At 63.7% G+C, this 14,216-nt stretch carries 11 protein-coding genes; 10 read left to right on the top strand and 1 reads right to left on the bottom strand.

Features of this window, described 5'->3' with window-relative positions; translation table 11 throughout:
• From tssI to PIN01S_RS23490, 5 genes are all read left to right on the top strand, one after another.
• Positions 1 to 1,338 (top strand): type VI secretion system tip protein TssI/VgrG (gene tssI / locus PIN01S_RS23510; protein ID WP_139809709.1); only part of this gene is annotated, 1,338 nt, incomplete at its 5' end.
• Positions 1,335 to 2,162 (top strand): DUF4123 domain-containing protein, encoded by an 828-nt coding sequence (locus PIN01S_RS23505; RefSeq protein WP_084339343.1) that lies wholly within the window; start codon positions 1,335 to 1,337, stop codon positions 2,160 to 2,162. The genes tssI and PIN01S_RS23505, both read left to right, overlap by 4 nt.
• Positions 2,159 to 5,989: a toxin VasX gene (locus PIN01S_RS26840; protein ID WP_084339342.1), complete on the top strand. Its 3,831-nt coding sequence runs from the start codon at positions 2,159 to 2,161 to the stop codon at positions 5,987 to 5,989. Before PIN01S_RS23505 ends, PIN01S_RS26840 begins: the two co-directional genes overlap by 4 nt.
• Positions 5,989 to 7,050 (top strand): hypothetical protein, encoded by a 1,062-nt coding sequence (locus PIN01S_RS23495; protein ID WP_095647851.1) that lies wholly within the window; start codon positions 5,989 to 5,991, stop codon positions 7,048 to 7,050. The genes PIN01S_RS26840 and PIN01S_RS23495 overlap by 1 nt, the downstream gene beginning before the upstream one ends.
• Positions 7,050 to 8,108: a hypothetical protein gene (locus PIN01S_RS23490; protein ID WP_244901481.1), complete on the top strand. Its 1,059-nt coding sequence runs from the start codon at positions 7,050 to 7,052 to the stop codon at positions 8,106 to 8,108. The genes PIN01S_RS23495 and PIN01S_RS23490 overlap by 1 nt, the downstream gene beginning before the upstream one ends.
• A gap of 99 nt (positions 8,109 to 8,207) precedes the next feature.
• Here PIN01S_RS23490 and azu read toward each other — a convergent pair whose 3' ends face one another.
• Positions 8,208 to 8,654 (bottom strand): azurin, encoded by a 447-nt coding sequence (gene azu, locus PIN01S_RS23485; RefSeq protein WP_084339341.1) that lies wholly within the window; start codon positions 8,652 to 8,654, stop codon positions 8,208 to 8,210.
• A 635-nt stretch (positions 8,655 to 9,289) separates the two neighbouring features.
• On the opposite strand from azu, the gene PIN01S_RS23480 reads away from it, so the two are divergent.
• From PIN01S_RS23480 to PIN01S_RS23460, 5 genes are all read left to right on the top strand, one after another.
• Positions 9,290 to 9,877 carry a cytokinin riboside 5'-monophosphate phosphoribohydrolase gene (locus PIN01S_RS23480; RefSeq protein WP_084339340.1) on the top strand — a complete coding sequence of 196 codons (588 nt, stop codon included), beginning with the start codon at positions 9,290 to 9,292 and terminating at the stop codon, positions 9,875 to 9,877.
• Positions 9,878 to 9,889: 12 nt separating this feature from the next.
• Complete coding sequence (locus PIN01S_RS23475; RefSeq protein WP_084339339.1) at positions 9,890 to 10,486, top strand: gamma carbonic anhydrase family protein; 597 nt, start codon at positions 9,890 to 9,892, stop codon at positions 10,484 to 10,486.
• Between the two features lie 23 nt (positions 10,487 to 10,509).
• Positions 10,510 to 11,337, top strand: a complete 828-nt coding sequence (locus tag PIN01S_RS23470; RefSeq protein WP_084339338.1) for an arylamine N-acetyltransferase family protein — start codon at positions 10,510 to 10,512, stop codon at positions 11,335 to 11,337.
• A gap of 131 nt (positions 11,338 to 11,468) precedes the next feature.
• Positions 11,469 to 12,494 (top strand): DUF5924 family protein, encoded by a 1,026-nt coding sequence (locus tag PIN01S_RS23465; RefSeq protein ID WP_084339337.1) that lies wholly within the window; start codon positions 11,469 to 11,471, stop codon positions 12,492 to 12,494.
• 71 nt (positions 12,495 to 12,565) lie between these two features.
• Positions 12,566 to 13,888, top strand: coding sequence for a PQQ-dependent sugar dehydrogenase (locus tag PIN01S_RS23460; RefSeq protein WP_084339336.1), 1,323 nt, complete (start codon positions 12,566 to 12,568; stop codon positions 13,886 to 13,888).
• The last annotated feature ends 328 nt before the right edge of the window (positions 13,889 to 14,216 follow it).

Below are 14,216 nucleotides of genomic sequence, written 5' to 3'. Positions count from 1 at the left end.
TACCCCGGTCGCTTCACCGACCGTACCCGCGGCAAGCACCTGGCCAAGCGCGCCCTCGAACGCCACCGCGCCGACTACCAGCTCGCCGAGGGCCACAGCGACCAGCCGAACCTGGTCACCGGTCACTTCCTCGCCCTGACCGACCATCCCCGGGACAACTGGAATGACCTGTGGCTCCTGACCGCCATTACCCACGAAGGCAAGCAGCCCCAGGTGCTGGAAGAGTCGGTGACGGCCGAAGCGCAAGGACGAACCGACAACTTCACCCAGGGCTATCGCAACCACTTCCAGGCTACCCCCTGGGACGTCTTCTACCGTCCGCAGCTGGCTCACCCCAAGCCGCGCATCCTCGGCAGCCAGACCGCCGTCGTCACCGGCCCGGCCGGCGAGGAGATTCACTGCGATCAATACGGCCGCGTGAAAGTCCAGTTCCACTGGGACCGCCACGGCCAGACCGACGAACACACCAGTTGCTGGCTGCGCGTCTCCTCCAGTTGGGCCGGCGACCGCTACGGCGGCGTCGCCATCCCGCGCATCGGCATGGAAGTGCTGGTCACCTTCCTCGAAGCCGATCCGGACCAGCCCTTGATCACCGGCTGCCTGTTCCACAAGGAGCACGAGGTCCCCTACGACCTGCCGGCGAACAAGACCCGCAGCGTCTTCAAGACCCTCAGCACGCCAGGCGGCGGGGGCTACAACGAGCTGCGCATCGAAGACAAGAAGGGGCAGGAGCAGATTTTCATCCACGCCCAGAAGGACTGGGACGAGAACATCGAGCACGACCAGACCATCCGCGTCGGCCACGAGCGCCACGACACGGTGGAGGCCAACAGCTACAGCGAATTCAAGGCCGAGGAACACCGCATCACCCACCTCGACCGCAAGACCGAACTCAAGGCCAACGATCACCTCACGGTCGGGCAGAACCAGCACATCAAGATTGGCCAGGGCCTGTTCATCGAGACCGGCGATGAAATCCACTATTACGCCGGGCAGAAGGTAGTGATCGACGCCGGTGCCGAACTCACCGCCAAGGCCGGCGGCAGTTGGCTCAAGCTCGACGGCAGCGGCGTCAGCCTCAACGGCGCGACCATCAACCTCAACACTGGCGGCAGCCCCGGCCAAGGCTCCGGCGCCGCCCCGATCCTGCCGGGCGAGCCCAAGGCGGCGGATGCGGACAAACCCGGCGCAGTCCTGGAGCACAAGCTCAAGCAGGCTCGCCTGACCAACAGCCCCCTGGTCGAGCTGTGCCAGAAACCCAAAGGCGGCACGCCCATGCAGTGCCCCTTGGCCGACTGCCCCTGCCGGGCAGCCATGCAGGCGGGAGCGCAGGGATGAGCGACATGACCCAAGCGGACTTCCCCAGCCTGACGCCCCCGCTCTATCTGTTGCTGGAACACGACGACGACCTGCTGCAACGCGTCTACGAGCAGGAGCCGAGCGCCGTGCCCCAGCGACTGTTCGCCAACACCGAGCTGGATGCCCATCGGGACCAAGGCCCCTTGCTGGTGCCGCTGTCGACCGACGATGCACTGCTGGCGGCCTACCGCTCGGCGCCTTCCGACTGGCCGGGAATCCTGCTGGCTTGCGACCGGCCGGAAGCCGAACTGCTGGAGCATCTGCAGCGCCTGCTGATCGTCCGCTTCGACGGCAACCGCAAGGCGTTGCTGCGCTACTACGACCCTCGGGTGGCCAGCTACTTCTTCCCTGCCTGCGACGTCCAGAGCAGCCCGGCCTGGTTGGGGCCGATCCGCCAAGTGGCCTGGCATGGCGGCACCTGGGCGGACTCGGCCGCCGACGAGGCCACCTGGCACTGCCTGAATAATCCCGAAGCGGCGAATGCCACTCCCATGACCGCGCCCATGCCCCTGGACGACCGGCAAACCCGTGCCCTGGAACGCCAGCAACTGGAGCGCTTCGTCTACGACTGGCAACAGCGCCACCCGCAACAGCCTTTCACTCTGGCGTGGGTCTGGCTGCACCAAGGATTGGCTGTCGGGTTCGACGAGTACGACGACCTGACCGCCTACCTCGACCTGCGCGCCCAGTATCCCGGCCACACGGACCACCCCGCACCATCCACCGGCGAGACACGGCAGCGATTGCAACAGCTGCGTGACTACCTGGAAGCCTCGCCGGCCTCCAAGGAGATTCATCTATGAGCGCCAAAGCAGGCAGCCTGAGCAACGGCCCGGCGTGCGAGGCCGGCAAGCTGATCGTCGAAGTGATCGGCAAGGACCACCCGCCAGGACAGCGCATCGTCATCTACGACGAAACCGACAACGAACTACAGGAATGGCTGACCAACCGCCGCCAGCTCGAGCCGCTGATCGACAAGGCATTCAGCAGCACCCTGCATATCTGGCCGTGGGACGGGCAACCCAAGCGCCACCTGTGGTTGGAGATCGAAGCCGAGAAAGGCGGCCCCATCCGCGTGCCGCTGATGGACGATGCCAAGGCCACGCCGCGCCAGATTGAGCAGCAGTGGAACCAGATCGTCCCCATCGTGCCCTTCACCGCCGTGGCCGGCAGCCGGAGCGCCTACGACCTGGGTACGCCCGTGCTGGTACGCAACGGCTACGTCTATGTCTTCTACCGGGACAAGCTCTGGCGCGAGCTGGAGGTTCGCGTGGGCGAGAAAACCACCTTCCACGACGTCCCCGTCGCCCATTACCGGCAGAAAAACGGCTTCAAGTCCGGCCCGCGCGCCGCAACGGGCAAGGCCCTGGACGACATCTGGCTGCCGGCGACCTGGAACGACATGACCGCCCCGCCCGTGCAGCTCTGCTTTTCCGAAGTCCAGTTGAGCGCATCCCGCCTGCAACGCCTGGAACAGGATGCCGGCCTGCGCCGCACCCGCTGCAACAGCGTCGACCTGCGCGCCTCGAAGAGCAAGTTCAAGCGGCTCTATGAAGGCCAACCCAACGGCAAGGACATGCTCGCCGCCTTCTCGACGTTCGATGTCCGCGACTACGCCAACCAGAATGCCGTGGGCAAGGCGAAGGTCACACGCCTGAACCTGAACCTGCACGTCTTCCCGGTCGGGCTGGCCGCGCCGCAACGGATGCGCCAGCCCGGCTACGAATGGATGCTGGATCATCCGGGGCGCTACCTGTGCGACCTCTCGGGCCAGTTCCCCGTCACCAGCAAGACCGAAGCCCAGGCCTTCCTCGATGGCTGCGAGCGGGGCACGCCCGGCAAGCCGCCCGCCACGCTGGAATCCGACGCCTGGGCCCATTGCCTGGAGGAAAAGGTCAAGGCCGGCAGGCCCGTGTGCCCATCCCCCCAGGACGGCGGTCCCAGCGAGGTCTGGAAAGCCCAGCCCGCCGAACAGGATGTGTTGCAGCAGGCCCGCCAGCGACAAATCTGCGGCGTGCTGCTGGAAGACGAACAGTACCGCCTGCGCCACCTGCTCAACCGCATCAATACCCAGCAGAACCTATTGAAGCTCTGCGCCGAGCGGGCCACCCAGCACGCCAACCATGGCAGCGCCCTGCTGGTCCAGCAACTGATCGTGCCGAGAGCCCTGGGCGGCCAGACCAACCCGCTGCACCAAAGCCTGGAAAAGCTCAAGGAACAGGGCAAACGCGACATCAACCGCTTCACCGCCACCCCGGAGCGCGCGCAGGTATGGCGGCACCTCAACGGTGTCCAGGATCTCCTGGCCGAATGCCTGGGACATCCCGAAGCACAGCAGACACTGGCCGATCACCTCAGCCTCGACGGCTTCGACTACACCGCCGCCCTGCACTTCGCCAGCCAGTTGCTCGCCGGCCTGGCCTGCAGCCCGGCGCAACTCGACCCGCTGGCGGTGAACGGCGATGTCACCGACGCCATCACCGGCGTCAGCCTCTACAGCCCGAAGGGCACGCCGGGCCAGCAGCTCATCAGCACCATCGCCAACCAGCAGCAGCACCCGCTGCACGCCATGCTCTGGCCCGTGGCCGAACTCGAGGACCTGCTCGCCCCCTACCAGAAACCGGCCAGCGCCGAACCCAACCAGGGCGACGGACGCTTCCGGCCCAGCGAACTGGCCAAGACCGAAACCCAGGGTGCGCCCGCCGCCAACCAGCAGACCCTGGACAGCAGTCTGCTCGCCAGCCTGGTGGCGGCCGGCAGCCTGAACAGCACCCTGACAGCGCAACTGAAAGCCGGCGCCGGTGCCCTGATCAGCATCTACGAAAACATCCAGGGCGCGGTGGACGCGGCGGAAAATGCCCTGCATGCGGCCAAGGAGACGTCTCGCCAGCGGCAGGCCGAAGCCGCCAGCCGCAGCGGCGCCCACCAACAGGCCCGTGGCCGCGAACAGGCCACGCGGGAAAGCCTCGGCAAGCGAGCCCGGCCGGTCAACATCCGTCTGCATGGCCAGGGCGTCCAGCAATTGCGCAGCATGCTGCCGGACACCTTCGGCTATGCCTATTTTATCCGCCGCAGCCAGGCCAACAGCCAGGCCCACTACCTGTTCGGCCTGGAAGACCTGCCCACCCAACCGGCCCGCGCCACGCGGTTCTACGGCGAATTCCTCGATGCCCGGGGCAACCTGCTGGGCAGCACCAACGTCGCCCGCGGCGCAACCGCCGGCGCCCAGACCGGCGACCATCTGCTGCTCGCCCTGCCGCGCAACCACAGCACCGCCCGCCTGATCGGCGAACTGAACCGCCGCATCAACGCCGCCCGCGAAGCCGAACGAGCCGCCCAGACCGCCCAGGCCAGCGCGGCCCAGGCGGACAGCGCACTGGAAAGTGCGGTGCAGAACTACAACACCCAGCGCAACAGCAAGGTTTACCGCGTACTCAACTCGCGGACCTTTACGGCGGCAGTGCTGATGCTGGAATTGTGGAATGTGAATAACGAGTGGCAGAGCAGGGAACAGACTGCAAATGAGAAGGGAGGGTACAGATTCGGAGCTGGCTTAATGGGGGCAGGCTTAGACCTACTAATTGCCATGGAAGCTCTAACCGTCAAGTTGGCAGGTAGTCAATCTGTTCTGGCCTCAGCAAGACGTACACTTTTTACAATTCCAGATAAAGCGGCAACTCGCTGGCTAGGGGTAAAACTAGGAGAGCAAGTTACTAAGGACATCACTGCTCGATTAATTGGGCAAACTATCGCGGGCCTAGTTTTTGCCGGTTTGTGTCTCTATGACGCCTGGTATGCATGGCAGTGGAATGACGATGCCATGTGGGGATACCTCCTGATGGCGGGTGGGGGCATCCTAGGCGCAGCCAGTGGCCTGCTCGCCGGAAGCGCCACTTTTCTCGGACTCAATCCCGTCGGTTGGATTGCCCTCTTGCTGGTCTGCATCGGCGCAGGCTTGGTCTATCTACTCAGCAGCAGCCCTATCGAGGACTGGCTGGCCAACGGCCCGTTCGGCGACAGCCGCACGAACAACTACCCTCATCTGCGCGACCCGCAGGAAGCCTTCTACCGGCTGGTCGGCCTGTTCGCCGGCATCCGCATCAGCAGCGGCCGCAACCCTGCCTTCGACCCGAACGCCAAGCTCTCGAGCCATGACACCGTGCCTTACCGGGTCCGCACCGCCAACAGCCTGGTACGCATCGAAAGCAACCTACCCGGCCTGCTGTCCAGCCTGGGGAATGTCAACATCAATGCCCTCTGCCGGTTGCGTAGCGTCGAGACCGTGCTCACCGCCAAAGGGGACAGCTACACCGTTGCCAAGCCATTGGGGCCGGAGATGGGTCCCGTGGCCCAACGCCTCTGGCCCAATGCCCTGGAACTGTTCTTCGACATGCCGGCCAGCCAGAGCATGAGCTTCTCGCCCCGACGCAACGGCCTGTACCATGAGTGGGTTATCCGCGCCCAGTTCCGCCTGAGCGGCGACCGCCACGCCTGGTATTTCCCGACGCCCAAGCCCAAAGACCCGCAGACTTTCAACCTCGGCAAGAACAAACCGAACTGGGATAAAGTCGACCAGCCCTTCTGGGCCGACGAATGTACTTACAACGCCACACCACCAAAAGAGTTCTGATGGACCAGCCCTACTACTCCAGCACCGCATACAATCCGACCACCCTACCCGATCAACCCGAATCGGAGGAACGCTCCTGGATTAAGCGCTTCGCCAAGATACGCTTGCCTTGGGGGAGTGCTCAGGATGTAGCCCCGGAAAACTTCCTGCATATTGCAGCACCAAAGAAGTTAAGGAATCTGGAGAAGGCAAAATTAGAACGAGAAGAGAAACTGGCCAAGGGCACCTATGTACCCGCGCCGTTTGAACATGTGGATTTTCATGATCGTCATAACCATGAATGCTACAGGTATTCACTTTGGTCCAAACGATCACATTTCTGGATTTACCTACTACTGTTCGGAAAATGGACCTCAATAATATTTATCGCCTTAAACATCCCAATTCACTTCGCCATGTACTCAGTTTCCGACGAGTCATTCTTAGACTTCTCGAAAAACGCCTTACTTGAATACTACTCCTGGCTAATAGGAACACCACTTTTAGCTTGGGCAGCCGGATCCATTGTTATTAGTTATTTCCCTAGTCTGTGGATAAAACCTTCCCGAGGCCCGCTCTGGGAACTCAACCGCCGTACGGGCCTTGTTACGGTCTTCGATTACGACAACAACGGCGAATACAAGAAGAACGGCACCATCGGCGAAATCACCGCGCCCTTCTACGAGTTCGACGCCTATATCGCCACCTCTCCCGACCGCCAGGGCCTGCCGATGAACGTGCTGTACCTGGCACACCGCTACCGTGACATCGTCATCAACTTCGGCTCCCTGGTCGCACCGGATCGAAGCCTTCAGCTACCCTGCGCGCTTTGGGACTTCTTGCAGAACTACATGGACACCAGCCGCCCCCTGCCCGATCTACCCCGCTATGAACAGTACCGCCATCTTGACCCGGTGACGGCCGAGCATGATCTTCGCACCGGCCGCGATCCGCGCTACTGGATCGACATGGACGACGAAACTTTCAAGGGCAAGGTCAAGGACATGCTCAAGCGCATCGATGCCATCGATACCATGAGCCGCCCCAATCTGATGCTGAAGCATGTGACGTACGTTGATTGATGGACCAGCCCTTCTACGCCAACACTGCCTACAACCCGGCCAGTATTCCTGATCAACCGCCTTCGGTGGAGCGCTCCTGGATCAAGCGCTTCGCCAAGGTGCGACTGCCTTGGGGTAATACGCAGGACGTAGCGCCTGAGAGAATTCTATGTGATCTGAAACCCAGCAGCCTTCGCTTCTGGGAAGCCGCCGAAAAAGAGCGCCTGGAGCAAAAGGCCCAAGGCACCTATGTGCCCCCTCTGTTTGAAGGAATAGACCTCCATCAAAAATACGATCACGAACATTTCAGATACGCGCTACTTTCTAAGCGCTCACATTTCTGGCTACTCATGTTAGGAGGTGGAAGATTTATATTCCTAATTTCCATTTTTATTTTACTCATAATGTACCTAGCAGAGCTTATTGACACAGATGACTCCTGGCTAGAGCTTGCAGCGTCTTACATCCCAACACTTTCCATTCTTCTAGCGCCTCCTCTAGCCTGCTGGCTGATTGGCGTTTTTGTTATCCGTTTTTTCCCGCGTCTATGGTTCAAACCCTCTCGAGGCCCACTCTGGGAACTCAACCGCCGTACGGGCCTTGTTACGGTCTTCGATTACGACAACAACGGCGAATACAAGAAGAACGGCACCATCGGCGAAATCACCGCACCCTTCTACGAGTTCGACGCCTATATCGCTACCTCTCCCAACCGTCAGGGCCTGCCGATGAACGTGCTGTACCTGGCACACCGCTACCGTGACATCGTCATCAACTTCGGCTCCTTGGTCGCACCGGATCGATGCCCTCAGCTACCCTGCGCGCTTTGGGACTTCTTGCAGAACTACATGGACACCAGCCGCCCTCTGCCCGATCTACCGTCCTACGAACAGTACCGCCCTCTCGACCCGGTGACCGCCGAGCACGACCGCCGCACCGGCCGCGATCCGCGCTACTGGATCGACATGGACGACGAAACCTTCAAGGGCAAGGTCAAGGACATGCTCAGGCGCATCGATGCCATCGACACCATGAGCCGTTTCAACTTGATGGTCAGGCATGTGCACTACACCGACTAACAGCCCATGACGCGTCAGCCGTCCTGACCGCCAGCCTCGTCCGATACCCCATCAGCAGAAAGGCCGCTCACGCGGCCTTTCTCTTTCTACACGGTCGACTCATTTCAGGGTGACGGTGCCTTTCATCATCGCCGAGTGGCCGGGGAAGGAGCAGAAGAACATGTACTCGTTGCCAGCCGTCAGCTTGCTCACGTCGAAGCTGACCGAATCGCTCTCGCCGCCGCCGATGACCTTGGTGTGGGCGATGATGCGGGCGTCGTCCGGCTTCAGGTAGTTGTTGTCGAGGCCGGCGGCCATGCCGTCGCTGACCACGCCAGGCATGTCGGCGGCGGTGGTCAGCACCCAGTTGTGGCCCATGACGTTTTTCGGCAACTGCCCGGTGTGTTTCAGGTTGACGGTGAATTCCTTGCAGCTCTTGTCGATCTCGATGGCCTTGGTGGTATAGGTCATCTGGTCGGTGGACTCGACATCGACCGAGCATTCCGCAGCCCACAGCGGCGCGCTGGCCAGGCTGAGCAGGGAGGCGGCTAGCAGTTTGCGCAACATAACACTCTCCTTGAGACACGTTTGGCAGGTACCAATCTGACAGACTGTCTCGGCGTGAAGGGAGTTCCCGGGCCCGGGCCATAGTCTTAATGCGAAGGTGTCGCGGGGTATGAGACGCCATAAGAGTGGAGTGACGCTGAGCATTCTGTAGGAGGGGCTTCTACGGGGTTGGATGGAGTCGAGAGCAGTCGTCCGACTTGACACCGCCCCCTCTCCCCAGAGGGGCGAGGGAGTTGTTCGTGCAGACTCGTTACTTCGTGTAGGGGCGAATTCATTCGCCCAGCGGAGCATCGCTATACCTCCCTCCCGTAGCCAGGATAAGCCTCGACGCAATCCGGGAGGTGCACAAGCTGCGTGACGATTACCCGCCTGTCCGGCATGACACTAGGCGCTGCTGCGAGTGACCTGAGCTATCGGCCCCATCGAGACAATCAACGGGCCCTCGTCCATCCTGTCTCCTAGCATGACGGCGTCACTCACTTTCCAGGAGTCCGCGCCATGCACCTCAACGCCCTGTTGCGCAGCCTGCTCGCCGCCTATGCCTCCGGCGCCAGTGGAAGCTGTCCCGAAGCCTGACGCTTGGTCCCCATGGGCTCAACCGGTACTCTGTGGGCTTTGTCCCCGCGGAGTAGACGATGTCCTTGCGTTCCGTATGCGTTTTCTGCGGCGCCAGCCCCGGTGCCAACCCGGTTTACCGTGAAGCTGCCGAGAATCTCGGCCGGCACCTCGCCGAGCGTGGCCTGACGCTGGTCTACGGCGGCGGTGCCGTGGGCCTGATGGGCACGGTGGCGGATGCCGCCCTGGCCGCTGGCGGCGAAGTGATCGGGATCATTCCGCAGAGCCTGCAGGATGCGGAGATCGGCCACCCCGGCCTGAGCCGCCTGGAAGTGGTGTCCGGCATGCACGCGCGCAAGGCCCGCATGGCCGAGCTGAGCGACGCCTTCATCGCCCTGCCCGGTGGGCTCGGCACGCTGGAGGAGCTGTTCGAGGTCTGGACCTGGGGCCAGCTCGGCTACCACGCCAAGCCGCTCGGCCTGCTGGACGTGAATGCCTTCTACGACAAGCTCGCCGGTTTCCTCGACCACCTGGTGGCGGAGCGTTTCGTCCGCGACCATCACCGCGCCATGTTGCAGCGCAGCGAGAACCCGGCGGAGCTGATCGACCGGCTCGCCGCCTGGCAGCCGACGGTCGCACCCAAATGGGTGGACCGCCAACCCCGCTGATTGGAGGTGCCCATGTTACTCGCCCATGACGGTCATTCGCCCCGCATCGACCCCAGCGCCTATGTCGCGCCCAATGCCGTGATCTGCGGCGATGTCAGCATCGGGCCGGGCTGCCGCATCCTGTTCGGTGCCCAGGTGATCGCCGAGGGCGGCTCGATCCGCCTCGGCCGCGACTGCATCGTCATGGAGAACGCCGTGCTGCGTAGCAGCGAGCGGCACAGCCTGAGCATCGGCGACCATTGTCTGGTCGGACCGAACACGCACCTGGTGGGCTGTACGCTGGAAGAGGAAGTCTTCGTCGCCACCGGCGCGGCGATCTTCCATTCGGCGCATGTCGGCAAGGGCAGCGAGGTGCGCATCAATGGTGTGGTGCACCTGAAGACGCGCCTCGAGCCCGGTGCCACCGTGCCCATCGGCTGGGTGGCGGTGGGCGATCCGGCGCAGATCCTGCCGCCCGATGAGCACGAGAAAATCTGGGCGATCCAGCAGCCGCTGGACTTCCCGCTCAGCGTCTATGGTTTCCAACGTGCCGACGCCGACATGCGGAAGATCACCCGCAGCCTGTCGGAGAAGCTGGCCAGCCACGCGCAGGACAGCACCTGCGACTGACCGCCCACCCAGGAGCCGATGACATGGACCACACGCCCGACCTCGCCGCTTATTTCGACCGCATCGGCTATCGCGGCGACCCGCAGCCGACGCTGGATACCCTGCGCCAGTTGCATGTCCTGCACACCGAGGCGATTCCATTCGAGAACCTGTCGCCCTTCCTTGGCGAGCCGGTGGAGCTGGACCAGCCTGCCCTGGAGGACAAGCTGATCCATCGTGGCCGGGGCGGCTACTGCTATGAGCACAACCTGTTGTTCAGCCGGATGCTCCAGGCCCTGGGCTTCGAGGTTGCGGGCCTCGCCGCGCGGGTACGCCTGAACCAGCCTGATCATGTGCAGACGCCCCGCACCCACATGCTGCTGCGGGTACGCCTGGATGAAGGCGATTACCTCGCCGACGTCGGTTTCGGCGGACTGACCCAGACGGCGCCGCTGAAGCTCGTGCCCGACGTGGAGCAGGCGACGCCCCACGAACCCTTCCGTCTCATCCACACGGACGGCCTGTATACGCTGCAAGCCCTGGTCGCCGGGGATTGGCGCACGCTGTACCAGTTCGACCTGCAGGAGCAGCAGTTGCCCGATTACCAGTTGGCCAGTTGGTACCTGTCGCACCACCCGCAATCCCACTTCGTCACCGGCCTGATGCTGGCACGCACGGAACCGGGGCTGCGCCATGCCCTGCACAACAACCGCTATACCCTGCACCATCTGGGCGGCGCGTCGGAGAAACGCGAACTGGCCTCGGTGGACGAATTGCTGGATGTGTTGCAGACGCAGTTCCGCATTCGTCTGCCGGAGACTCCCGGCATGCGCGATAAACTGGAGCGCCTGCTGGCCACGGAACCCAGCTGACGGCCGCTCCGCTCGCACAGGACTGTGCGGCGAGGGTCCAAAGCGATACGAACCTTGCGCCGGACCGGCGCCGCCCGATGTCCCGACCGGTCCGGCCCTTGCCGTCACCGGCGCCAGAAGAACAACAGCGCATGATCACCTGGAAAAACCGCCTGCTCCGCTTCATCTCCCTCGCGCAAACCCTGCTCCAGCGCTACCCCGGCACCGTGGCGCTGTTCGGCTTCGTTTCCGGTGTCGCCAGCTTCCTGCTGGTGGACCGCCAGGCCAACCTGGCCAAGGTCATCGCCGTGGTCATGCTGGTGAGCTGGGTCTGGCTGATGCTGGAGAACAGCCTGCGGCAATGCTTCATCCGCTGGTTCGGCTGGGAGCTGCCGCCACCGCTGCTGCGCTATGCGACGCAGATGATCCACCAGGAAAGCCTGTTCTTCGTCCTGCCGTTTTTCTTCGTCACCACCGCCTGGAACAGCGGCCAGGCGCTGTTCACCGGCCTGCTGGCCAGCGCGGCGCTGGTGTCGATCCTCGACCCGCTGTATTACCGCTGGCTGGCAGCGCGGCGCTGGATCTATCTCGCCTACCACACCCTGACACTGTTCGCGGTGATCCTCACTGCCCTGCCGATCCTGCTCCAACTGAGCACACCGCAGAGCTACCAGTTGGCCCTGGGCACCGCCGTGCTGCTGTCCTTCCCCAGCCTCGCCAGCACCCTGCAACTGCGCGGCTGGCAGCGCGCGCTGGCGGTGGTCGGGCTATGCCTGGTGCTCGGCGCGGTTGGCTGGCTGGCACGGCTCTGGGTGCCGCCGGCCACGCTGTGGCTGACCGAAGTGGCGGTGACCCTGCAACTGGACGACGCGAACCGCGCACCGGGCCAGAGCATCAGGCAGATCAGCGTGGCCCAGCTACGCAGCCAGGGGCTTTACGCCTACACCGCGATCAACGCACCCCGCGGCCTGCACGAGCGCATCCAGCACGTCTGGATTCACAACGGCCAGGTCGTGGAACGCATCGCGCTGGATATCCGGGGTGGGCGTGAAGCGGGCTACCGCGCCTGGACCCACAAGCAGAATTTCCCCGAACACCCTGCTGGCGACTGGCAGATTCGTGTGGTGACCGAAGTGGGCCAGCAGATCGGCACGCTGCGCTTCGAGGTGACGGAGTGATGCGGATCGCCTGAACCCTGGCCAGGCACGGGGGTCGGACCAGAAGTGAGCCATCCGCCTGGAGAAAGGACATGTCTGGCACACCGCTTCCCCTGCTGCTGGCCGCCGCGCTGGCGAGCCTCACCGCCGCCTGCGGCGATACGGCGAAACTCCCCATCGAAGAAAGCTACGGTCGCCAGCCGACACTGCCGCCGCCGAACGAATCGATGATCCCCACCGTACATATCGCGCCGGCCAAGGGTTGGCCCGACGGTGCCAAGCCCACCGCCGCCCCCGGCCTGGCGGTAAATGCCTTCGCCAGCGGCCTCGATCATCCGCGCTGGCTGCATGTTCTGCCCAACGGCGACGTGCTGGTCGCCGAGACCAACGCACCGCCCAAACCCGAGGACAACAAGGGCATCCGTGGCTGGGTGATGAAGAAGGGGATGAAACGCGCCGGTGCCGGCGTTCCCAGCGCCAACCGCATCAGCCTGCTGCGCGACGCGGACGGCGACGGCGTGGCGGAAACCCGCAGCGTCTTCCTCGAAGGGCTGAATTCGCCATTCGGCATGGCCCTGGTGGGCGACACCCTGTATGTCGCCAACACCGACGCGGTGATGCGCTTCCCCTACCATGAAGGCGATATGCGCATCGACGCCAAGGGCGAGAAGGTTGCCGACCTGCCCGGCGGCCCAATCAACCACCACTGGACCAAGGACCTGATCGCCAGCCGGGACGGTTCGCGCCTGTATGCCACGGTCGGCTCCAACAGCAACGTCGCCGAGAACGGCATGGAGAACGAGGTCAATCGCGCCGCGGTGCTGGAGATCGACCCGCAGACCGGCGCCACGCGCCTGTTCGCCTCCGGCCTGCGCAACCCCAACGGCCTTTCCTGGCAACCGCAAAGCGGCGCGCTCTGGGTGGCGGTGAACGAGCGCGACGAAATCGGCAGCGACCTGGTGCCCGACTACATGACCTCGGTGAAGGACGGCGGCTTCTACGGCTGGCCCTACAGCTACTACGGCCAGCACGTGGATGAGCGGGTCCAGCCGCAGAAGCCGGAGCTGGTGGCCAAGGCGCTGGTCCCGGACTACGCCCTCGGCGCTCACACTGCCTCGCTCGGATTGACCTTCTACCAGGGCGACCTGCTCCCGGAGCGCTACCGTAACGGCGCCTTCGTCGGCCAGCACGGTTCCTGGAACCGCAAGCCCCGCAGCGGCTACAAAGTGATCTTCGTGCCCTTCGACATGAGCGGCCAGCCCGCGGGGGATGCGCAGGACGTCCTCACCGGCTTCGTCAACGACGACGGCGACGCCCTGGGGCGGCCCGTCGGCGTAGCGGTGGACAAGCCCGGCGCGCTGCTGGTGGCCGACGATGTCGGCAATACGGTCTGGAGGGTGGCGCCGGCTCGGTGAGTGTGGGCCTGCTGTTGTGGCTTTTGGATGGTTCTATTCAGCACGACCTTTCCCCAGGTACGTGGCCAAACCCCTCTCCCCCGGCCCCTCTCCCATAAACGGGAGAGGGGCGATTCGTATTGCCCGGCATAGCGAAGTGATCCTGACGCTTTGGCATTGCCAGAAGATTGGCAGAAGAGGTGCGGCCCACTCCGACGCCCTATCAGGAGGCCGAGCGGAATCGTCGTGCAGGGGGTTGAGCGGCATGGATGCCGCGAGAGCCGTGATTGGCCAGGGATAGTCCTTCGCGGGGGCAGCCGAGGTCGGGCCCCCGGAGCGGCGATGGAGC

Source organism: Pseudomonas indica NBRC 103045, assembly GCF_002091635.1.
Classification (GTDB): Bacteria; Pseudomonadota; Gammaproteobacteria; order Pseudomonadales; family Pseudomonadaceae; genus Pseudomonas_M; species Pseudomonas_M indica.
Note: the sequence above shows the minus strand (reverse complement) of the source record. Positions and strands in the feature narration are given on the sequence as shown.

Bases quoted from the DNA above. Each gene is read 5' to 3' on its own strand.
- PIN01S_RS26840 (WP_084339342.1), top strand. From the start codon at position 2,159: ATGAGCGCCAAAGCAGGCAGCCTGAGCAACGGCCCGGCGTGCGAGGCC.
- azu (WP_084339341.1), bottom strand. From the start codon at position 8,654: ATGTTGCGCAAACTGCTAGCCGCCTCCCTGCTCAGCCTGGCCAGCGCG.
- PIN01S_RS23490 (WP_244901481.1), top strand. From the start codon at position 7,050: ATGGACCAGCCCTTCTACGCCAACACTGCCTACAACCCGGCCAGTATT.
- PIN01S_RS23465 (WP_084339337.1), top strand. From the start codon at position 11,469: ATGATCACCTGGAAAAACCGCCTGCTCCGCTTCATCTCCCTCGCGCAA.
- PIN01S_RS23495 (WP_095647851.1), top strand. From the start codon at position 5,989: ATGGACCAGCCCTACTACTCCAGCACCGCATACAATCCGACCACCCTA.
- PIN01S_RS23470 (WP_084339338.1), top strand. From the start codon at position 10,510: ATGGACCACACGCCCGACCTCGCCGCTTATTTCGACCGCATCGGCTAT.
- PIN01S_RS23505 (WP_084339343.1), top strand. From the start codon at position 1,335: ATGAGCGACATGACCCAAGCGGACTTCCCCAGCCTGACGCCCCCGCTC.
- PIN01S_RS23480 (WP_084339340.1), top strand. From the start codon at position 9,290: ATGTCCTTGCGTTCCGTATGCGTTTTCTGCGGCGCCAGCCCCGGTGCC.
- PIN01S_RS23475 (WP_084339339.1), top strand. From the start codon at position 9,890: ATGTTACTCGCCCATGACGGTCATTCGCCCCGCATCGACCCCAGCGCC.
- PIN01S_RS23460 (WP_084339336.1), top strand. From the start codon at position 12,566: ATGTCTGGCACACCGCTTCCCCTGCTGCTGGCCGCCGCGCTGGCGAGC.